Origin of the sequence: Myxococcus hansupus (genome assembly GCF_000280925.3) — a bacterium.
Taxonomy (GTDB): domain Bacteria; phylum Myxococcota; class Myxococcia; order Myxococcales; family Myxococcaceae; genus Myxococcus; species Myxococcus hansupus.
In genome coordinates this window covers 7,165,324-7,184,940 of sequence record NZ_CP012109.1, presented here as the reverse complement: position 1 = coordinate 7,184,940, position 19,617 = coordinate 7,165,324, and the positions used below count along the sequence as shown (strand labels likewise).

Genomic DNA, 19,617 nt, shown 5'->3' with positions numbered 1-19,617 from the left:
GTGGGAGGCGTGTCATGAAGTGGTTTGGAGGACTGGTGCTGCTGGGGTACGCGGCCCTGACATTGTCGGGCTGGTCTCCCTTCACGAAGGAAGAGCGGGACCGGGTACCGGGCAACGTGCGGCGTGGGCCGGGCGGCGTCCTGCTGTGGACTGGCGGCTACATGGGAGGGAAGTGATGTTGTTACTTGGCGTGGTGGTCAGCGTTCAGGGTGTGCTCGCGAGCATCATCTACTCGCTCATCGGTCTGGCGGTGTTCGTGGCGGGCTTCTACGTCATCCGCCTCATCATGCCGTTCGACGTCCACAAGGAGCTGGAGGCCGACCAGAACACGGCGGTGGGCATCGTCATCGGCTCGTTCATCATCGGCCTGGCCATCATCGTGGCCGCGGCCATCAGTGGATGAGCGGCGCGCTCCGCCCTCACGTGCCTTCGAAGTGAAGTGACGCCTTGAACAAGACGCTGCTGTACATCACCGTCATCGTCATCGCGACGTGCGGGCTCATCTACGAGCTCGTCGTCGGGGCGCTCGCCAGCTACCTGCTCGGCGACTCCATCACCCAGTTCTCCACCGTCATTGGTGGCTACCTCTTCGCCATGGGCATTGGCAGCTACCTGTCGCGCTATGTCGAGCGCGGGGTGGCGCAACGCTTCGTGGAGGTGGAGCTGGCGGTGGCGCTGCTGGGCGGCATCTGCGCGCCCATGCTGTTCCTCACCTTCACGCTGACGGACCTGTTCCGCGTGGCGCTGTATGGCAGCGTGATTGCCATTGGCGCGCTGGTGGGCATGGAGATTCCCCTCCTGCTGCGCATCCTCAAGGACCAGCTCAAGTTCAAGGACCTGGTCAGCCAGGTGCTGTCGCTGGACTACGTGGGCGCGCTCGCGGCCAGCGTCGCCTTCCCGCTGCTGCTGGTGCCGAAGCTGGGCCTGGTGCGCACGTCCCTGCTGTTCGGCGTGCTGAACGCGGCGGTGGCGCTGTGGAGCACGTGGTTGCTCGCGCCGCTCTTGGGCAACCCGCTGCGGCTGCGCGTCAAGGCGGTGGGCCTGACGGTGCTGCTGCTGGTGGGCTTCGCCATGGGCGACCGGCTCACCACCTTCTACGAGGACCAGCTCTACGCGGACGAGGTGGTGCACGCCTCCAGCTCGCCGTACCAGCGCATCATCGTCACGCGTGGCAAGCGGGGCTTCTCGCTGTTCCTCAACGGCAACCTCCAGTTCGCCAGCCTGGACGAGTACCGCTACCACGAGTCCCTGGTGCACCCGGCGATGGTGCGCGCGGCGAAGGTGGAGAACGTGCTCATCCTGGGCGGCGGGGACGGGCTGGCCGCGCGGGAGGTGCTGCGCTACCCGGAGGTCCGCTCCGTCACGCTGGTGGACCTGGACCCCTCGATGACGCAGTTGGCGTCCAACTTCGAGGAGCTGGTGAAGCTGAACCGCCAGTCGCTCAAGGACCCCCGGATGCGGGTGGTGAACGGCGACGCCATGCAGTTCCTCACCGAGGGCACCGCGCTGTACGACGTGGTCATCGTGGACTTCCCGGACCCGAACAACTTCGCGCTGGGGAAGCTGTACACCACGGGCTTCTACAAGCTCTTGAAGAAGCGCATCACGCCGGAAGGCGTGGCGGTGGTGCAGAGCACCAGCCCGCTGTTCGCGCGGCGCTCCTTCTGGTGCGTGGAGACGACGCTGAAGGCCGCGGGCTTCTGGACGGAGCCGTACCACGCGCTGGTGCCCTCCTTCGGCGAGTGGGGCTACGTGCTGGTGGCCAGCGAGGTGCCGGGCCGGCACCGGCCGCTGCCCGAAGGGCTGCTGTTCCTGGATGACCCGACGATGGAGTCGCTCACCCAGTTCCCTCCGGACATGGGGCGCTTGCCCGCCGAGGTGAACCGGCTGAACAACCAGGTGCTGGTGCACTACTACGAAGCGGAGTGGCAGCGGTGGAACTGACGCGGCGGGAGCTGGTCGCCGCGTTCCTCGGTTCCGCGGTGGCGACCAGCGCGTGCCGGACTTCGAGGCCGCGTGGCCGCGTGCCGGGCGCGGTGGTGGACAAGGTCGTCGAGGTGGGCCACCAACTGCGCGGCGGGCCGCTGCCTCGCGCGGACCTCGTCGAGCCGGTGGAGGTGCTGGTCGTGGGCGCGGGCGTGGCGGGCCTGTCCGCGGCGTGGCGGCTGGCGGCGGCGGGCGTCCGGGGCGTGCGGGTGTTGGAGCTGGAGGCCGAGCCGGGAGGCACGTCTCGCTCCGGGCGCAACGCCGTCTCCGCGTATCCGTGGGGCGCGCACTACCTGCCGGCGCCGCTGGAGGACCGGGGGCCGGTGGTGCGGTTGCTGCGCGAGATGGGCGCGGTGTCCGGCGTGGACGACGCGGGCCGCCCGCACTTCGAGGAGTCGCTGCTCATCCACGAGCCGGAGGAGCGCTTCTTCTACCGGGGCCACTGGTACGAAGGGCTGTACCTGCACGCGGGGGCCAGCGCGGAGGACCTGGAGGAGCTGCGGCGCTTCGAGGCGCGCATGAATGGCTTCGCGGCGGCGCGCGACGCGAAGGGTCGCCGGGCCTTCGCGGTGCCGTCGGGGCTGTCCAGTGACGACGCGGAATGGACGGCGCTGGACGCGCTGAGCATGGCCGCGTGGCTGGAGCGCGAGGGCTTCCGTTCGACGCGGCTGAAGTGGGTGGTGGACTACGCGTGCCGGGACGACTTCGGCACCACCGCCGAGCACGTCTCCGCGTGGGCGGGCATCTGGTACTTCACCGCGCGGCAGGACGGGAATGGAGAGCGCAGCGAGGGCTACTTGAGCTGGCCCGAGGGCAACGGCCGGCTGGTGCGGCAGTTGGTGTCCGCGCTGCCGCCCGGTGCGCTGGAGCGCAACGTGCTGGCGCACACGGTGGAGCCCGTGGAGGGCGGCTGCCGGGTGGACGCGGTGGACGCGGCCACGGGCAAGCCGAGGGCCTTCCTGGCGCGGCAGGTGGTGCTGGCGTGTCCACGCTTCGTGGCGGCGCACGTGGTGGCGCCGTGGCGGCGCGAGCGCCCCGAGTGGCTGGGCGGCTTCACGTATGGGCCCTGGGTGGTGGCGAACCTGACGTTGTCCTCGCCGCCGCGCTCCCGGGGGTTCCCGCTCGCGTGGGACAACGTCTTCTACGAGAGCCGCAGCCTGGGCTACGTGGTGGCCACGCACCAGACGCTGCGCCAGGACGAGCGCGGGCCCACGGTGCTCACGTGGTACCTGCCCATGGACGGCGGGGATGCGAAGGCCGAGCGCGAGAAGGCGCTGTCCGCGACCTACGCGGATTGGGAGTCGCTGGTGATGGCGGACATGGTTCCAGCGCATCCCGGCATCGAGGCGCAGGCGCAGCGGCTGGAGGTGCAGCGCTGGGGCCACGCCATGGTGCGGCCCACGCCTGGCTTCATGTGGGGCGAAGCCCGCAAGGCCGCGGCGGAGAGCCTGGGGCGCACGTTGCACTTCGCGCACTCGGACCTGGGCGGCATGGGCTTGTTCGAAGAGGCCAACTGGTTCGGCGTCCGGGCCGCGGAGCGTGTGCTGGCGGAGCTGGGCCGGCGCGAGTTGAGCTGGCTTTAGTCGGTTCGGCAACACCCCTGGTTTGCACAATCCATGGGCCTTGAAGCACCCTGAATGCTCACACGGACGTGGCTTCCCGGGGGGAACATGCCGAACACCGTGGGCGTGAATGCGCTGTCCGTCGTGAAGGAGGACAGCAACGGCGTCACCGTTGCGTTTCCCGACGTCTGCAAGACGCCGAGCCCCGCGGGGCCGGTTCCGGTTCCCTATCCCAACGTCGCGCGCTCGGCGGACACCGCCAAGGGAAGCAAGAAGGTGACGGCGGATGGGAAGCCTGTGTGCCTGGAAGACTCGAACTTCAGCACCAGCACGGGAGATGAAGCCGGCACGGCAGGGGGCGGGGTGGCTTCGGGCAAGACGAAGGGCAAGGCGGAGTTCGTCAATTACGCGTTCGACGTGCTGATTGAAGGCAAGCATGTGGCCCGCGCGTTCGACCTGATGCTCCACAACGACAAGAACACGCCGCCCGCTCCGGTCATGCAGCCTCCTGTGGTTGCTTCGGGAAAGTCCGCGCAGGACGTGTGTGAGTGCTGTGGCGAGCCTCGTTGAGCATGTGAACGTGTTCGATGCGGAGGGGTGTCCATGAGTTCTTCCGTTCCCAAGAGGCAAGCACCCTTGGCGTCATCGGGGGAGCGCATTCTGGAGCCGCGTGTCGGGTGGGTGGCGGCGCTGGCGGGAGATGGCCTCGTGCGCGTGGACTTTCCCGGCAACGTGGCGGGACCTCTTGTCGCGCGTGTCTCCCTGGGACTGGAGCGAGCGGTGCTGGTTCGTGCCGCCGCTGAGCGCCACGGCGCCATCCTGCTCTTCGAAAACGGTGACCCCCGCTTGCCGATGTTGGTCGGACTGGTTGCTCCCACCAGCGCGACACCGCTCATCGACGCGGTGTTGGAGCGCTCCCTTGAAGAGGTTCCAAAAGAGGCGCGCGTGGATGGCAGGCGCGTCGTCATCGAGGGGCGCGATGAAGTGGTGCTGCGGTGTGGGAAGGCGACGCTGACACTGCGCCGGAACGGTGAGGTGGTGTTGCGTGGACTCAACATCCGAACCGAAGCCGACGGGATTCAGCGCATCAAGGGCGGGAAGGTTCAGATCAACTGAGCGCGGTTCGAAGCGAGGTCCACATGTCGAAAGACCAGCACACGTGGGACATCGAGAACCTTCCGGGGAAGCACCTCTCCCAAAAGGGAAAGGGATGCCTCAACCGGCACCAGGGATACAAAGACAATGACCCCTGCAGTCATCAATGGCAGGGCTATCAGCGGGCCAAGTCCGATTCGGGCCGCTACAACTGGCCTGCCTACAAGTCGCTGAGCGTCGAGGTCCGCGAGAAGAGTTTCCTCATGGAGACCTTCTGGTTCATCGCGAAGTCCACCAAGCCTCCTGTGAAGGGGGAATGGGACCTCGCTCATGAGTTCATGAGCCGGAAGAAACAGTGGATGAGGAACTTCAGGACGAACGCGAGCACGCCGTATTGGCACGAGGCACATCACCTCGTTCCCAACAGCGACCTTCGTGGGGCCATCCTCAATGTCGGGAAGGGACACCGCTTGGAAGGGAGGGTGGTCCTGCTGGTGCGCGGCGGGTTGATGGACGAGGGCTACAACCTCAATGCCGCGCTCAACATGATCATCCTGCCCATGGACAGGAAGGTATCCAGTGCCCTCCGGTTGCCTCGGCATCGCAAGACCCGGATGACGCGTTCTCACCAGGGCTACAGCAAGAACGTACGGCTCTTGCTCGATGCGGTGTTCGCGCCTCTTCAAGCGAAGGTGGAGAAGTGCAAGGGGAAGCTTCCTGCCTACAGGAAGTGCAGAAGGAAGATCGAACGAATCTCTCGGGACCTCTACCCGAAGGTCATTGATGCCGGCGCGCAGATGGGCGGGCGCAGTCAAGCCATCGACGACATGCCCGCCTCCAGCTTTCAGAAGCAGGAACCTGGAGCCGCCAACTACACGGACCTTTGAACCCCGGGTGTGAACTCAAGAGATGGGAGGACTATGCGGTTCTTCAAGATAAGTGTCTTGGGTGACCCTGATGATGACAGTCTTTGCTTCTTGGACAACTTCGTCGAGGGCATCAATCCCTTGGCCCATCGCGCCTCGAGCGGCGTTCGCATCGGCGTGGAGTATCCCAAAGAGGCCAAGATCTTCATGAACCGGGAGAACCCGGGCATCAAGCTGTCTCCGCTGCTGGGAAACAGCCGGAACGTGCTGGTGGGGTCGAATGAATTCAAGGCCGCCATCGAAAAGCACTGCAAGAACGAGATTGAGTACCTGCCGTTCACGCTCTACGACCACCGCAAGCGCGTTCATAGCCGGGACTACTTCATCATCAATCCCATTGGCACCTTCGACTGCCTCGACCGCAAGGAGAGTGTCATCGAATGGGATGACGAGGACCCCGAAGAAATCATTGGGATCGATAAGATTGTCCTCGACCGGAAGAAGATGAAGGACGCGCCTCAGTGCTTCCGCATCGACAAGGCACCTACCTCCTACGTGTTGGGACTGGAAGTCGCTCGGGAGTTCAAGGCTCGGAGCTTCAAGAACATCTGGTGGACAGAGCTGCCACTCAGCGGCGGTCAGTGAGTCGGTGATGCACCTCCATTGGGACATCGTCGAAGAGCACTTCCACGAGGCGGCGTTCCTCTGGTCTCAACGCGAGCGGGCGCTTCAATCCGCGGACCAGTCCCTGGCCGATATCGCGGAGAGTGATGAGTATCGGCTGGTGGCGCACCTGGAGGGGTTGGTGCATGCGGGGCCTCGCGCCGCGGAACACCTGCTGCTCCCCACGCTGAGAGATGGGGTTCCAAGCGAAGTCGCGGTGGCGGCGCTGGCGCTCCTTGCCTCGCGAGAACGGGACTGGGCTGACACGGTGATGGCTGCCCTCGTCGAGACGACACATCCGGAGGCGCTGCTGTCGGGGGTCGCGCTCTGTCCCAGCGCAGGCATCGACGACTCGCTTCGGGCGCTCATGCCCACCCTGAGCCCAGGTCTGCAGGCCCGGGTGCTGGAGGTATTGGCGTTCCGGGGGGTGGACCCAGGTGGCGCGTTGGAGCCCCTGCTCGCGACGCAGGAGCCCGAGGTCCTCGCGGCGGCGTTGGATTGTGCTCGGTTCGCGGGGCCTGTCACGGCCCATGCGCTGGTGGCTCGGGGACTGTCGGAAGGGAGCGCTGAAACGCGTGATGCAGCCATCTCCACGGGCTGTGTCGTCGGTTCTCGCGATGCATGGCGGCGCTGCCGCCGCGTCGTTGAGCGGGACGAGCCGCTCCCCGCGCTTTCGCTCGTCGCAATGGCCTTGGGGGGCGATGCCAAGGAACGGGCCCTCCTGCTGGAGCGGCTCGCGCATCGTGAAGCCCGCGTGGACACCCTCTGGGCCATGGGGTTCGGCGCGACGCCGATGCTCATCGAGTCGCTGGTGGTGGCGTTGCGCGAAGGCGTCGCGGCCGCGGCGGCGCCCTTGTCATTCGTGAGTGGGCTCCCCTTGTCGAAGCTGCTGGTCCTTGCCGAAGCGGACTCGGACGAGCTCCCGGTTCCGACAGCGGGAACGGCCCTGTTGGAGCCCATTGAGCAGTGGTGGCGAGACGCACGTCCTGGGCTTTCCGAGGAGGGCCGGTATCTCAATGGCCGGCTCTGGTCCTTGGCTTCCGTGCTCACGGCACTGAAGGATGTCCCGTGTGCGTGGCGCTCGGAGCTGGCTTGGGACCTCTCAGTGAGGACACGAGGTTCGGTGCAGGTCGAGACTCGGGCGTGGAGTTGGGCGCAGCGAACGGCCCTCGCAAGCGCGCTCCAGGCCACGCAGCGCTTCCAGTCGGGACCCTTCACGAGGTTCCTGTCCTCATGAGCACGGTCCTTACCGGAATGGGCGTGGTGTCCTCCGTGGGGCGCACCGCGCTGGCCGCTTGTGCCGCCATCCATGCCCGAATCAGCAGGCCCCGGAAGCTGCGGTACTTCCGCTCCGTGGATGAAGAGACTCAGGACGCGGTGGGGCTCACGGCGCATCCCCTCACGGGCTACACGGAAGGGTTCGACGGAGTGGGGCGTTGGAGGCGGCTCGCGCTGGGGGCCCTCGAGGACCTGCTGCGAACTCCCTGCGTTCCGAAGGACGCGGACTCCCGCTTCTGGGGCCGCACAGGCATGGTGGGGGTTCTCCCAGTTCCAGAGGATTTGCTGCCCGTGCCCGAACCGGAAAGTGCCTCGCTCCTGGCGCTTTGTCTTTCGCCGCTGCGGGATGAGCTGGGGCTTGATGTGGCGGTCGAGTCGATGAAGGCCGTCGCGATGGGTTCAGCGGGCTTGTTCGTGGCTTTGGAGATGGGGCTGCGCTGGCTTGATGACGGTGTGCTGGACCGGTGCCTCATCGTCGTCGCGGACTCGTATCTGACGCCATTGCCGTTGCTGCGCTTGTCGCGCGAACGCCGACTGAAGTGGGACGGCCAGCCGGTGGGACTGATGCCAGGGGAGGCGGGCGTGGGTTTCTTGCTGGAGCGGGAGACCCACGCCGTTCGCCGTGGAGCGTCGCCACTGGCACGCATCCTGGCGGTCGCGACAGGCCGGGAGTCGTCGCCTGGTTCAGGGGCTCGCCACTTTTCGGGAGTGGCCTTGGGCTCGTGTGTCCGGGACGCGTTGGGACGCTCGGCTGCGCCGTTGCCATTCAGCGGGGACATTCACGTGGACCTGAACGGTGAATCCTGGAGGTCCCGGCAATGGGGGGGCGCGCTGGCTCGCTTGCGGGATGGCCTCGCGGAGCCGCGTATCCACACCGTGGCCTCGTCGGTGGGAGACACCGGGTGTGCCAGCGCCGCACTGGGGCTGTGTCAGGCCGTTCACGGGTTGTGCTGGGGGCATGCGCGCTCGAATCCGTGTCTCGTTGTGTCGAGCGCTGACGATGGCGCGGTCGGATGCGTGGCGGTCCAAGGCATGGGCGCGCCCATTCGCGCGTTGTTCATGGGCCGCAGGGCCGGGTGAGACATGGCTTCCCAGTACCTGTCCGTCTTCGTGCGGAACGCGTTGGAGGAGAACGAGGAACTGCTCCAGGACGTGCTCACGGGCAGGGCGGATACCGAGACGCTGCTCACGTTCTGCGAGAATTTCCGCCGTGCGGGCATCGGGGCGCTCTTCCTGGGAAGTGCGCCGAAGCTGTTCCGGCAGATGTTGCATTACAGCGGTCGTGCCTATGCGCACTTTCTCGGCCGGGCCGGGCCTCGCACGGTGCTGACGAGCAAAGCGAACCCCTTCTTCGATGCGGTGGGCGCCGGAGACTTCGATGCCGCGGCGCTCATCGCCCACACGTCTCGTCGTGATTGGGGCCAAGGAGAGGAGTACGAAGAAGACTTTCTCTTCGTCGAGTTCCTGATGCAGCGCTTCTTTCTTGGCGCCACGCCTCAGGCGGGGGCGGCCCTGCTCGAACGCTATGAAGCCTCGCTTCAAGGCGCGGAGGACTGCCGGCTTCCCATGTGCCATGCGCTCCTCACCCGGGACTCCCAGGCCTTCAACTCCACCCTCACCACGTTCCTGAGTGAGCGGGACGAGTGGCTCACGCAGTTGTCGGATGGCGGTGCCGTGTCGGATGAGTCCGCCGCCACGGAGGGAAATCTGTGCGTCCCAGGGCTGGCCTTGGTGAAGCTGGCGGAGCGCGATGGCTTGGAGACCGAGCAGGACTATCTCCATGTTCCTTCCACCGCGAGGAAGGGCGGCCTCATCGCGTTCGCCCCCGACGCCTGGCGGGCGCTCTGGGATTAGGCGGCGGAGGCTGCCCTGCCTGGCCGTACCCGGCTGGGGAACAGGGGCCTGTGTTGGCTCGCATGTGCATCTCCCTCCTCGGAGCCCGGGTCCCGTTCAGTGCCCGGGCGTTCTCGTGGAGGTCGCACCATGTCGCTCAAGGAATACCCGCCCGGCACCGCGTTCCCTGGTGTCATTGGACGCACGGACGCGGAGTCCACTCCCGCCTGGCCCGCGCCGCTGCGCGCGAAGCCCGGGGCACCCAACGTCCTCTTCATTGTCTTGGATGACACGGGCTTCGGCCAGCTCGGTTGCTATGGCTCGCCCATTCGTACGCCGAACCTGGACCGGCTGGCGAAGGGCGGCTTGCTCTACAACAACATGCACACCACCGCGCTGTGCTCGCCCACGCGCTCGTGCATCCTCACCGGCCGCAACCACCACTCCAATGGCATGGCCGGCATCACCGAAATCTCCGTCGGGTACCCAGGGCGCAACGGCACCATTCCCTTCGAGAACGGCTTCCTGTCGGAGATGCTGGCCGGGCACGGCTACAACACCTACTGCGTGGGCAAGTGGCACCTCACCCCCGCCGAGCAGACGAGCGCCGCGGGTCCCTACTCGCGCTGGCCCCTGGGGCGCGGCTTCGAGCGCTACTACGGCTTTCTTGGCGGCGACACGCATCAGTACTACCCGGACCTCGTTCACGACAATCATCCGGTCCGTCCGCCAAAGACACCCGAGGAGGGCTACCACCTGACAGAGGACCTGGTGGACCGGGCCATCGGCTTCGTCGCGGACGCGAAGCAGGTGGCGCCCGACAAGCCCTTCTTCCTCTACTTCTGCACCGGCGCGATGCATGCGCCCCACCATGTCCCCACGGAGTGGTCGGACCGGTACAAGGGGCAGTTCGATGGCGGTTGGGACGCCTACCGGGAGAAGGTCTTCCGCCGTCAGCTCGAGCTGGGAATCCTTCCTCCCGGCACGCAGCTATCCCGGCACGACCCGGACGTGCAGGCGTGGGACAGCCTGTCCTCCGATGAGCAGCACCTCTATGCGCGGATGATGGAGGTGTTCGCGGGCTTCCTGGAGCACACGGACCACCACCTCGGCCGGCTCCTGCGTTCCCTGGAGGAGAGCGGCGAACTGGAGAACACGCTCGTCATGGTCATCTCCGACAATGGCGCCAGCGCGGAGGGCGGACTGCACGGCTCCGTCAACGAGCTGAAGTTCTTCAACAACACGCCGGAGTCGCTGGAGCAGAACCTGGCGGCGATGGGGGACCTTGGCGGGCCCCGCCACTTCAACCACTACCCTTGGGGCTGGGCGTGGGCGGGCAACACGCCCTTCAAACGGTGGAAGCGCGAGACCTACCGGGGTGGAACGTCGGACCCGTTCATCGTCCACTGGCCCCGTGGCATCCGGGCGCGAGGAGAAATCCGTTCGCAGTACTGTCACGCCATCGACATGGTCCCCACGGTGCTGGACTGTCTGGGCATCGAGGCCCCCGCGGAGATTCGCGGCGTCACGCAGTCTCCCGTCGAAGGTGTCAGCTTCAAGTCCTCCTTCCAGGACGCGGACGCGGAGAGCCGACACCACACGCAGTACTTCGAGATGTTCTGCCACCGTGCCATCTACCACGACGGTTGGCGCGCGGTGTGTCCGTTCCCCGGTCCCTCGTTCACGGAGGCGAAAGAGCCCTTCGGCGCGGCGCGCTTCACGGAGGCCCGGTTGCGCGAGTTGGACGCGCATGGCTGGGAGCTGTACCACGTGGCGGAGGACTGGACGGAGACGCGGGACGTGGCCGCGAGGGAGCGTGACAAGCTCATCGAGCTGATTGCCCGTTGGTATGTGGAGGCGGGCCGGTACGACGTGCTGCCGCTCGTCACGCCGTCCTTGGAGCTCTTCTCCTTGGAGCGTCCGCAGTTGTCCAGGGAGCGGGAGCGGTACGTCTACCGGCCCAACACCTCGCCCGCGCCTGAGAACGTCGCGGCCCACGTCCTCAATCGAACCCACACCATCACCGCGCAGGTGGACGTGAAGGACGGCGCGGAGGGCGTGCTGCTCTGTCACGGTGGATTGACGGGCGGGTACTCGCTCTTCATCAAGGACCGCAAGCTCCACTACGTCTACAACTTCGTCGGCGAGAAGGAGTTCCACCTCGAGTCCGCCGTGGACGTACCAGGCGGCCCGTCCGAGCTGCGCTTCGAGTTCCAGCTCACGGGCGCCCCGGACCTGCCCGCGGGACGCGGTGCTCCGGGCCTGGGGCGCCTCTTCATCAACGGAGACCTGGTGGCCCAGTGCGACATTCCGAAGACGATGCCGCTGCTCATCAGCCTGGGTGAAGGACTGACGTGTGGCCGGGACGAGAACTCCGCCGTGAGCCAGCAGTATCAGCCGCCGTTCGCGTTCAAGGGAGGGACGCTGGTGGAGGTGGTGGTGGACGTGTCCGGCGAGCACCTCCATGACCCGGCGACAGAGGCGAGCACCGTCATGGCACGCCAGTAGTCCGCGAGGTGGCACGGGCCACGGTGACGATGATGATGTCGTCGCGCCGGCTCAGGGCCACGAGCTCGCTCGGGCCCGGCACCACGGGGTGCCGGGTGGCGCCACCGCCGACGCCGCCGGGGAAGTACAGCGCGCGGTCGTCATCCACGTAGAGGACGGGGACGTGACTCCCGGCGGCCTCGACGTCCTCGGGGGCGAAGACGTGGACGCCGCGAGCAGGTGGCGCCGTCGACACAGGGGCGCACCCGACGGTGAGGGCGAACAACAGGCAGAGCCAACGGCACATGGACGCACTCCGTGCCTTCGGCTTCGCGCCGGGCACTCGACGAATCAGGGATTCGAGCGGCGAGGGCCGCGGTTCAGGGGGGACGGGTGACGTCACAGCGCCCGGAGGCGCTGCGTGAGAGGTCCTCCGCCACGGAGCGGAGCACGGTGCCGGTGAGCGTGGAGCCTTCCTCGACGGGGGCGGGTTTGCCCTGCGTGAGCCAGGCGGCCACGCGGCCCAGGCTGGCCGCGGTCACCACCTGGAGCCGGACGCTGACGCGCACCTCGAAGCGCGCGTCGGCGGTGGGCCGCTCCGCGAGAGTCCATGCCACGCGCTCCAGCGGCATCGAGGATGCGCCGTCGGGCAAGGGGCGCTGGTCCAACAGGTACAGGCCACCCCCGAAGGCGAGCACCTGCGTGAGGCGGGTGGTGTCCACGCGAGCGTCGAACCAGATGGCGTTCTTCCGCCACAGCGTCAGCTCCACTTCCAGCTTCCCCGCCATGCCCAGCCGCACCAGCCGATCCAGCTCCAGTGAGACGAAGTCGAAGGCCTCGGGCCGCACCATGACGCGTCGCCCGGACAGCGAGGCGGTGCAGGTGGTGCGCGGCTCCATGGCGTGGACCGTGGGCGCGAGCAGGCTCGACACGGCGATGAGCGCCGTGCCGAACCTTCGTCCCCAGTGTGTGAGTGCCCGGTCCATGCGCGTCAGAAGGTGCGCTGGAAGAGCAGCCGCGCCTCGGGGGACCCGGTGGCGCGCTCATCGGTGCGCCACGCGACGTCGAAGCGCACGCCATCGCCCAGGTGCAGGCTCGCGCCCACGCCGACGCGGGCCTCCGTCCATTCCGAGTCCGACCGCACCGTGCCCACATCGGCGAAGAGACCGAGCGCGTCCCACCGGTACTCCGCCGTGGTGAGCACGGACACGTCGCCACGGAACTCCTTGAAGCCGTAGCCGCGCAGCGCGGTCCATCCGCCCAGGCCTTCGCGCTTCTGCTCAGGCAGGTTGCTGCCGCCCGCGGTGCGCACGCGCAGCGACAGGCCCGACTCCCAGCCCGTGGGCACGTCCAGCGCGAGGTCGTTCACCATCTTCCAGAAGCGCTGGTCTCCCCCCGCGCTCCCAGGGCCGTTGCCCACTTCCAGGGTGAGCAGGCCGCGGAGCGAGGCGCGGTGGTCCCAGTCACCGTCCCGGTCGAAGAGCGTCGTCTCCGGCGTGCGGAAGAGTGAGCCCACCTGGGTGGAGGCGGGCATGCCGCTGGCGTACTCCAACCGCACCACCACGGAGTCGAAGCGCCCTTCCGTGACGGGCGCGTTGGGGAACGGCGCGGAGCCGCGGCGGAACAGGCTGAAGGGCGGCGCGAAGCTGCGCATCGTCTCGTACCGGTCGCTGCGGTACTCGACGCCCGCCAGCCAGTCCTCCGCCCACCGGAAGGTGGCGAAGCCCGTGACGCCCCGGCGGCGGAAGTAGTCGCGGTCCGGACGGTTGATGAGGGCGGAGTAGATGGACGAGTCGATGTCACCCAGCCGCCACCGGTCCAGCGTGTCCGTGAAGTCGTAGGCCTGCGCGCCCAGCTCCGCGAGCCTCAGCCCGGGGATTTGCACCTTGGCCCCGCCCAGCATGTTGACCCGGCGCTGCCGCCGCGTGCCTTCCGGGTCATCCGGCAGGCGCTGTCCGCCCCAGCGCAAGGGCACGGTGAGCGCCGCATCCAGCGTGGTGTGCGCGCGGTCCTTCGGGTCCCAGAAGCGGACCCTGCCCGACAGGCCCGGCGAGAAGCCCGTCACCTGCGTGTGGTCGGGCAGGAAGTCCGCGTCGAAGTCCGGCCGCCGTGGGCGCAGATGCACCACCACCGTCTTGCCCTCGATGCTGATGCCCTCGCTGTTGTTCCGGTTGTCCCACCAGTCGGCGAACTTCTGCCAGCTCACCTCGAACTCCACGTGCTCGCGGTTGCGCTCGCGGCGGCGGGGCTCCTCCTGCGTCTGGTAGGTCCGGCTTCCGTCCGCCTCACGGAACTCGACGATGCGCGCGCGCCGGGTCTTCGTGTTCTCGGCGTCGTCCAGCTTCGTGGGCTCCAGGAAGGGGAGCCGGGACTCCAACTGCTGCACGGCGCGCTTCGCGTCGCTGCGGAGGAACACCGTGCCGGGCTTGAGGTCGAGCGCCGCCTGGACACGCGCGGCGATGTCTCCGTCCACGCCCCGCACCTCCACGCGTTCGATGCGGCCTTCGTCCACCGTCACCACCAGCCGGCCGTCCGGTGTCCACACCGCGGAGAGGCTCGCGAGCAGGTAGCCCTCCTCGCGCAGGTCCTTCAGCGCGCGCTCCATGCCCTGGGCCACGCCGCCCAGGAGGATGCCGGGATGCAGCGTTTCCCGCTCCAGCCGCGCCAGCCAGTCACGGGGCGGGTACGGTGGCGCGCAGGGCCGGACGATGGAGAGCGTGCCGCGCCGCGAGTCGACGCGCAGCGTGGCGGTGAAGGACTCCTTGTCCTCCTCCTGGGAGGCGGCGCGGTGGGGGAGGCGGAGCAGCTTCTCGAGCACCTCCTGGGGCTGGATGTCCTGGAGGCCTTCAATCACCACCTCGTTGATGACGGGGTTCTCCTCCAGGTGGACTTCCAGCACCGCGAGTCCCGGCGTCTCGGAGACACGCACCCGGGGCTCCACGCGGGCGAACAGGCCGGAGCGCGCGAGTCGGCGGAGGTAGAGATGCACCTCGCTTCCCCCCAGCGGCGCCTCCGAGTCCGCGCGCGGCGCGCCGATGAGCGTGCGCACCTGCGTATCGGTGAGCCAGCGGAGTCCCTGCAGCTCGATGCGGCCCGGGGTGAGCGAACGGCCATCCACGGTGAGCTGCATCGGGACGAGCACGTGGGCGTCGTTCGTCTCCTCGCCCTCGGCATCGAGGTCGTCGGGGCATTCCTTCCACGAGTCGTCTACATCCCGTGCCCGGGCGCGGACCGTCTCGGACGGCGCGGCCTCGCGGACAGGCGCCGGGGAGGGGGGCCTGGCTTCCGTTGCCGGAGGCGTCGACTCAGGCGCCGCGGTGTTGGTGGGCGGAGGCGTTGCAGTCGTCGTTTCCTGCGTCGGCGTGGCCGGCGCCTCGGACGGAGGCGCGGGCTGCGCGGCGGCGACTGCGGAGAGGATGCACGTGAGGAGCGCGAAGCGGTTCATGCTCGGAGGGAGAGCACATGCCGTTCCACCGGGAGCTGTGGGGCAAGTGCTTGAAAGGACGAGGGCCTGGCAGTCATGTCGATGTCATGGAGACATCCTGATGTCGAGCCGTGATGTGGTACTGACATCGCTCCGATGCGATTGCTCGCGACCATCCAACATCTGGATACGGGCGTCGGTCGGCATGGAGACGCCCCCCCATCACGTGACGGGGAGCCCGAGCGCCTTGATGCGCCGGTAGAGGTTGCCCCGGTCGACCTGGAGCAGCCGCGCGGCACCCGCGATGCTTTCGCCCTGCTGGAGCGCGGCGCGAATCAACTCGCGCTCGAAGTCCTCCACGTGCTCGCGGTAGCTCTTGTCGCCCAGCAACGTGCGGCTGGCCGTGGCGGCGGGCTGGGGCCCGGCGACGAGCTCCGGTCCGAGCGTCAGCGGGCCTTCGCCTCGAAGCAGGTTGAGGCGCTCGATGAGGTTGCGCAGCTCGCGCACGTTGCCCGGCCACGCATAGGCATGCAGGGCCGCCTCCGCGCCGGGGGCGAGCACGAGGGGCACGTGCTGCCCCGCCAGCTCCGCCGCGAAGGCGCGCGCCAGCGGCAGCAGGTCCTCCGGCCGCTCACGCAGCGGCGGAATCTGGAGCGGCATCACGTTGAGGCGGAAGTAGAGGTCCTGACGGAAGCGGCCCTCCTTCACCGCGCGGGTGAGGTCCTGGTGCGTGGCCGCGAGCACGCGCGCGTCCACCGGCACCGGGAGGCTGCCGCCCAGGCGCTCCACTTCCTTCGTCTCCAGAACGCGCAGCAGCTTGGCTTGAAGCTCCAGCGGCATGTCCCCCAACTCGTCGAGGAACAGCGTGCCACCGTGCGCCTGTTCGATGCGGCCCGCGCGCCGTGACAGCGCGCCGGAGAACGCGCCCTTCTCGTGGCCGAACAGCTCGCTCTCCAACAGGGTGGAGGGAATCGCCGCGCAGTTGACGGCGACCAGCCGGCCCTTGCGCCCCGACGCGAGGTGCAGCGCCCGCGCGACACGCTCCTTGCCCGTGCCCGTCTCGCCAGTGATGAGGATGGCGGTGTCGCTGGGGCCCACCCGGGTGATGAGCTGGCGCAGTGACACCATGCTGAGGCTGTCACCCACGAGGTGTCCGGGGCGGGCCAGTGCATCCAACAGCCGCTCGCGCTCTTCTTGAAGCGCACCCAGCGCCAGCGCGTTCCGCAGCGCGGTGACGAGCCGCTCGGGCGAAGGGGGCTTCTCGACGAAGTCCGTCGCGCCCAGCCGCAGGGCCTGCACGGCTTCGGCGGGAGAGGCCTCGCCGGACAGCACCACCACGGGCACGGGGAGCGGGCGCGGCAGCCGCGCGAGCAACTCCAGGCCCGTCTCGCCCGGCATGCGAATGTCGAGCAGCATCATCGCGGGCGGGCCCTCGGGCGCGTCGAGCAGCCGGGTGGCCTCCGCCGCGGAGCGCGCCTCCACGGGCGTGAAGCCTTCATCGCTGAGCAGCCCGCGGAGGGCCTTGAGGACGCCAGGGTCGTCGTCGACGACGAGGATGCGAGGTCCGGGCTTCATGCGTGGGTGGGGGGCGTGAGGGGCAGGTCCACGCGCGCCAGCGTACCGCCGCCCGGCGCGGGCTCCAGGCGGAGTGTGCCGCCGTGCTCGTGGACGATTTTCTGGGAGATGGGCAGCCCCAGCCCGCTGCCGCCGGGCTTGGTGCTGAAGAGTCCGCGCGTGAGGGCGGGGCCCTCGAGGACCTGGGCGACGCCGCTGCCGCCATCCTTCACGGTGACGCGCACGCCCGAGGCGCTCAAGGGCTCCAGGGCGACGTGGACGGGCAGGGCGTTGCTCGCGGAGGCCTCGGCGGCGTTCTTCACCAGGTTGCCGAAGAGGCGGCGCAGGCCATCCGGGTCCGCGCGCAGCGTGGCCTCGGGGCCCGGTAGCAGCTCCACGGGAACGGGGGAGGTGCCCGCGTACAAGGTGCACACCTCGGCCAGCAGGGGACGCAGGGGCACGTCCTGGAAGCGCGGCGTGGGCAGGCGCGCGAAGGTGGAGAAGCTCTGGGTCATCCGCATCAGCAGGTCCACCTCCTCCTGGAGGAGCGCCACGGCCTCGGTGATGCGGGTGGCGTCGTGGGGCGTGGCCGCATCCGTCCGGGTCAGACGCGCGAGCGAGAGCTTCATTGCGGTGAGCGGATTCTTCAGCTCGTGGGCGAGCGCCCGGGCCACGTCCTGCCAGGCGGCGATCTGCTCGGCGGACTTGAGGCGCTCGCGCTGCGAGAGCAGCTCCTGGCCCATTTTGTTGAACTGCCCCAGGAGGAACTGGAGCTCGTCACCCGGAGGTTCGGGGGCGTCGAGGCGCACGGACAGGTCTCCGCGCGCGTAGGCCCACATGCCTTCGGTGAGGGTGCTCACGGGGCGTGTGAGGGCTCGGCCGAGCAGCACCGCCGCCACCGTCAGCGCGGCGCCAGAGAGGAGCACCAGCCCGGTGATGAACGCGGGGACGCGGCGCACCAGGGCCGACCGTGCCAGCTCCGCCTGCGCGAGGTTGAGTCGGGCCTCGTTGAGCGCGTCCCGAGGCAGCTCCCGCCGCGCCAGCTCCGCGGACACTTCGTCCAACACACCTTCCACAGGCGCGACGGACACCGACAGCACGCGCTCCAGCGCGCCCTGCGCCAACGCGCCGAGCAGCACCAGGGGCAGCCACCCCGCGAGCAACATCACCACCAGCAGCCTGCGGCGGAAACGGGACGGCGGGAGCGGAAGGTCCACGTGGGGGCCAGGGCCCACCCTGTCACCGGGCGTGCGGGCCCCCACGGGCGCGGTGGGTTGCATGTCCCGGTTCATACCGCATCCGGGCGCGGCGGCGGCGGGGAGCGTCCAGGGAGCCAGCGGTGGCGGGCCGCGTTCAAGGCGCGGTGTGGGCGGGCTGCGTCCAAGGCGTGGTGTGTCGGCGTGCCGCATCCAGGGAGCCAGCGGCGGCGGGCCGCGTTCAAGGCGCGGCGGCGTGCCGCGTCCCGGGCGCGGTGTGGGCGGGCTGCGTCCCGGGCGCGGTGTCGGCGTGCTGCGTTCAAGGCGCGGCGGCGTGCCGCGTCCCGGGCGCGGTGTCGGCGTGCTGCGTTCAAGGCGCGGCGGCGTGCCGCGTTCAAGGCTCGGCGGCGTGCTGCGTCCACGGCGCGGTGTCGGCGTGCCTCGTCCCGGGCGCCAGCGGCGGCGTGCCGCGTCCTGGGCGCACGGACTCTGATAGGCTGCGCGCACCGATGGCTCGACTCCTCGCGCCCTCCCAGGGCTGGCTGTTCAGTCCTGGCGTGGACCTGTTCGTCTTCGCGGGCAGCGCGCTCGTGTCCGTGGCGTTCGTGCTCGCGGCGCCGTGGCTCGGCGTGGCGGGTGAATCGCCGCTGTGGGCGTGGTTGCTCTTCGTCGTCTGCGTGGATGTGGCGCACGTCTGGTCCACGTTGTTCCGCACCTACCTGGACCCCGAGGAGCTGAGGGACAGGCCCGGGCTCTACCTGGGCGCGCCGCTGGCCGCGTATGGCGCGGGGGTGCTCGCGCATCTCGTGTCGCCGGGCACGTTCTGGACGCTCTTCGCCTACGTCGCGCTCAGTCACTTCGTGCGTCAGCAGTACGGCTGGGTGGCCTTGTATGACCGCAAGGCGCGCGTCTCTCCGTGGGAGCGCCGCCTGGATGCCGCGGCCGTGTACGCCGCGACGCTGGGCCCCGTGGTCTGGTGGCACGCGAACCTGCCCCGGAGCTTCTCGTGGTTCGTGCCCGGGGACTTCCTGGCGGGCCTGCCGTCCTGGATGGGGACCGTGGCGCTGGCGCTCCACGCGGGCGTGCTCGTGACGTGGGCCGGCTTCCAGGCCCTGCGCGTGGTGCGCGGTGAAGGCGTGCAGGTGGGCAAGGTGCTGTTGGTGGTGGCCACGTGGGTGACGTGGTTCGGCGGCATCGTCGTCGCGAATGACGACTTCAGCTTCACGGTGATGAACGTGGTGCTGCACGGCGTGCCGTACTTCGCGCTGCTCTTCCGGTATGCGCGCGGGCGGCTCGCGGAAGGCGGCTACGGCGCGGCGGCGGCGCTGCTGCGCGCGGGACTGCCGGGCTTCCTGCTGTTCCTCGTGGCGCTGGCGCTGGCGGAGGAGTTCCTCTGGGACCAGGCCGTGTGGCGCGAGCACGCCTCGCTCTTCGGCGCGAGCCGCGTGACGCTGCCACCAGACGTGCTGGCGCTCGTGGTGCCGCTGCTGGCACTGCCGCAGGCCACGCACTACGTTTTGGACGCGTTCGTGTGGAAGCCGGGACGGCAGCCCGCGCTGTTGTCGCGCTTGGGTTGGGCACCGGTGGACATTCGACACCCGGGGCGACCATTGGGGGCGCCACACGTTTCGACCATGGTCATTCCTGCTCGGAATGACTAATGCAGAAGGGGC

At 68.7% G+C, this 19,617-nt stretch carries 18 protein-coding genes; 13 read left to right on the top strand and 5 right to left on the bottom strand.

Annotated features, from left to right (window positions below; genetic code table 11):
* The first annotated feature begins 14 nt into the window (after positions 1–14).
* The 12 genes from A176_RS39425 (at position 15) to A176_RS27975 (ending at position 11,791) form a co-directional block, all read left to right on the top strand.
* A complete protein-coding gene (locus A176_RS39425) occupies positions 15–176 on the top strand; it encodes a hypothetical protein (protein ID WP_002635241.1) in 162 nt (53 codons plus the stop codon).
* The gene (locus A176_RS28025; RefSeq protein WP_002635242.1) at positions 176–403 is read left to right on the top strand and encodes a DUF350 domain-containing protein; all 228 of its coding nucleotides are present in this window, start codon (positions 176–178) and stop codon (positions 401–403) included. Before A176_RS39425 ends, A176_RS28025 begins: the two co-directional genes overlap by 1 nt.
* Before the next feature lie 44 nt (positions 404–447).
* Positions 448–1,944, top strand: coding sequence for a polyamine aminopropyltransferase (locus A176_RS28020; protein WP_002635243.1), 1,497 nt, complete (start codon positions 448–450; stop codon positions 1,942–1,944).
* Entirely contained in the window at positions 1,935–3,569 is a 1,635-nt protein-coding gene (locus A176_RS28015) for an FAD-dependent oxidoreductase (RefSeq protein WP_002635244.1), read from the top strand. Before A176_RS28020 ends, A176_RS28015 begins: the two co-directional genes overlap by 10 nt.
* 87 nt (positions 3,570–3,656) lie before the next feature.
* Complete coding sequence (locus A176_RS28010) at positions 3,657–4,118, top strand: DUF4150 domain-containing protein (protein ID WP_044889455.1); 462 nt, start codon at positions 3,657–3,659, stop codon at positions 4,116–4,118.
* Between the two features lie 33 nt (positions 4,119–4,151).
* Complete coding sequence (locus A176_RS28005) at positions 4,152–4,664, top strand: DUF6484 domain-containing protein (protein ID WP_044889331.1); 513 nt, start codon at positions 4,152–4,154, stop codon at positions 4,662–4,664.
* A 23-nt stretch (positions 4,665–4,687) separates the two neighbouring features.
* Positions 4,688–5,530 (top strand): AHH domain-containing protein, encoded by an 843-nt coding sequence (locus A176_RS28000; protein WP_002635247.1) that lies wholly within the window; start codon positions 4,688–4,690, stop codon positions 5,528–5,530.
* 57 nt (positions 5,531–5,587) lie between these two features.
* A complete protein-coding gene (locus A176_RS27995) occupies positions 5,588–6,154 on the top strand; it encodes an imm11 family protein (RefSeq protein ID WP_144429631.1) in 567 nt (188 codons plus the stop codon).
* A 7-nt stretch (positions 6,155–6,161) separates the two neighbouring features.
* Positions 6,162–7,409 carry a hypothetical protein gene (locus A176_RS27990; protein ID WP_002635249.1) on the top strand — a complete coding sequence of 416 codons (1,248 nt, stop codon included), beginning with the start codon at positions 6,162–6,164 and terminating at the stop codon, positions 7,407–7,409.
* Positions 7,406–8,530, top strand: coding sequence for a hypothetical protein (locus A176_RS27985; RefSeq protein WP_044889333.1), 1,125 nt, complete (start codon positions 7,406–7,408; stop codon positions 8,528–8,530). Before A176_RS27990 ends, A176_RS27985 begins: the two co-directional genes overlap by 4 nt.
* A 3-nt stretch (positions 8,531–8,533) precedes the next feature.
* Positions 8,534–9,304, top strand: a complete 771-nt coding sequence (locus A176_RS27980) for an Imm49 family immunity protein (RefSeq protein WP_002635251.1) — start codon at positions 8,534–8,536, stop codon at positions 9,302–9,304.
* A 129-nt stretch (positions 9,305–9,433) separates the two neighbouring features.
* A complete protein-coding gene (locus tag A176_RS27975; protein ID WP_002635252.1) occupies positions 9,434–11,791 on the top strand; it encodes an arylsulfatase in 2,358 nt (785 codons plus the stop codon).
* Here A176_RS27975 and A176_RS27970 read toward each other — a convergent pair.
* From A176_RS27970 to A176_RS27950, 5 genes are all read right to left on the bottom strand, one after another.
* Positions 11,775–12,077, bottom strand: coding sequence for a hypothetical protein (locus tag A176_RS27970; RefSeq protein WP_044889334.1), 303 nt, complete (start codon positions 12,075–12,077; stop codon positions 11,775–11,777). The genes A176_RS27975 and A176_RS27970 overlap by 17 nt on opposite strands.
* Before the next feature lie 73 nt (positions 12,078–12,150).
* Positions 12,151–12,756: a hypothetical protein gene (locus A176_RS27965; protein WP_002635254.1), complete on the bottom strand. Its 606-nt coding sequence runs from the start codon at positions 12,754–12,756 to the stop codon at positions 12,151–12,153.
* A 5-nt stretch (positions 12,757–12,761) separates the two neighbouring features.
* Positions 12,762–15,215 carry a BamA/TamA family outer membrane protein gene (locus A176_RS27960; protein WP_002635255.1) on the bottom strand — a complete coding sequence of 818 codons (2,454 nt, stop codon included), beginning with the start codon at positions 15,213–15,215 and terminating at the stop codon, positions 12,762–12,764.
* Between the two features lie 201 nt (positions 15,216–15,416).
* Positions 15,417–16,769, bottom strand: coding sequence for a sigma-54-dependent transcriptional regulator (locus tag A176_RS27955; RefSeq protein WP_002635256.1), 1,353 nt, complete (start codon positions 16,767–16,769; stop codon positions 15,417–15,419).
* Positions 16,766–18,040 carry a sensor histidine kinase gene (locus A176_RS27950; protein ID WP_002635257.1) on the bottom strand — a complete coding sequence of 425 codons (1,275 nt, stop codon included), beginning with the start codon at positions 18,038–18,040 and terminating at the stop codon, positions 16,766–16,768. The genes A176_RS27955 and A176_RS27950 overlap by 4 nt, the downstream gene beginning before the upstream one ends.
* A gap of 413 nt (positions 18,041–18,453) precedes the next feature.
* Here A176_RS27950 and A176_RS27945 point away from each other — a divergent pair, with 413 nt between their 5' ends.
* A complete protein-coding gene (locus A176_RS27945; RefSeq protein ID WP_044889335.1) occupies positions 18,454–19,605 on the top strand; it encodes a hypothetical protein in 1,152 nt (383 codons plus the stop codon).
* Positions 19,606–19,617 lie beyond the last annotated feature (12 nt).

What these genes read in the sequence shown, in the direction of transcription:
- A176_RS39425 (WP_002635241.1), top strand. Translation starts at nt 15, where the DNA reads ATGAAGTGGTTTGGAGGACTGGTGCTGCTGGGGTACGCGGCCCTGACA.
- A176_RS28025 (WP_002635242.1), top strand. Translation starts at nt 176, where the DNA reads ATGTTGTTACTTGGCGTGGTGGTCAGCGTTCAGGGTGTGCTCGCGAGC.
- A176_RS28010 (WP_044889455.1), top strand. Translation starts at nt 3,657, where the DNA reads ATGCCGAACACCGTGGGCGTGAATGCGCTGTCCGTCGTGAAGGAGGAC.
- A176_RS28005 (WP_044889331.1), top strand. Translation starts at nt 4,152, where the DNA reads ATGAGTTCTTCCGTTCCCAAGAGGCAAGCACCCTTGGCGTCATCGGGG.
- A176_RS28000 (WP_002635247.1), top strand. Translation starts at nt 4,688, where the DNA reads ATGTCGAAAGACCAGCACACGTGGGACATCGAGAACCTTCCGGGGAAG.
- A176_RS27990 (WP_002635249.1), top strand. Translation starts at nt 6,162, where the DNA reads ATGCACCTCCATTGGGACATCGTCGAAGAGCACTTCCACGAGGCGGCG.
- A176_RS27985 (WP_044889333.1), top strand. Translation starts at nt 7,406, where the DNA reads ATGAGCACGGTCCTTACCGGAATGGGCGTGGTGTCCTCCGTGGGGCGC.
- A176_RS27980 (WP_002635251.1), top strand. Translation starts at nt 8,534, where the DNA reads ATGGCTTCCCAGTACCTGTCCGTCTTCGTGCGGAACGCGTTGGAGGAG.
- A176_RS27975 (WP_002635252.1), top strand. Translation starts at nt 9,434, where the DNA reads ATGTCGCTCAAGGAATACCCGCCCGGCACCGCGTTCCCTGGTGTCATT.
- A176_RS27970 (WP_044889334.1), bottom strand. Translation starts at nt 12,077, where the DNA reads ATGTGCCGTTGGCTCTGCCTGTTGTTCGCCCTCACCGTCGGGTGCGCC.
- A176_RS27965 (WP_002635254.1), bottom strand. Translation starts at nt 12,756, where the DNA reads ATGGACCGGGCACTCACACACTGGGGACGAAGGTTCGGCACGGCGCTC.
- A176_RS27960 (WP_002635255.1), bottom strand. Translation starts at nt 15,215, where the DNA reads ATGAACCGCTTCGCGCTCCTCACGTGCATCCTCTCCGCAGTCGCCGCC.
- A176_RS27955 (WP_002635256.1), bottom strand. Translation starts at nt 16,769, where the DNA reads ATGAAGCCCGGACCTCGCATCCTCGTCGTCGACGACGACCCTGGCGTC.
- A176_RS27950 (WP_002635257.1), bottom strand. Translation starts at nt 18,040, where the DNA reads ATGAACCGGGACATGCAACCCACCGCGCCCGTGGGGGCCCGCACGCCC.
- A176_RS27945 (WP_044889335.1), top strand. Translation starts at nt 18,454, where the DNA reads ATGGCTCGACTCCTCGCGCCCTCCCAGGGCTGGCTGTTCAGTCCTGGC.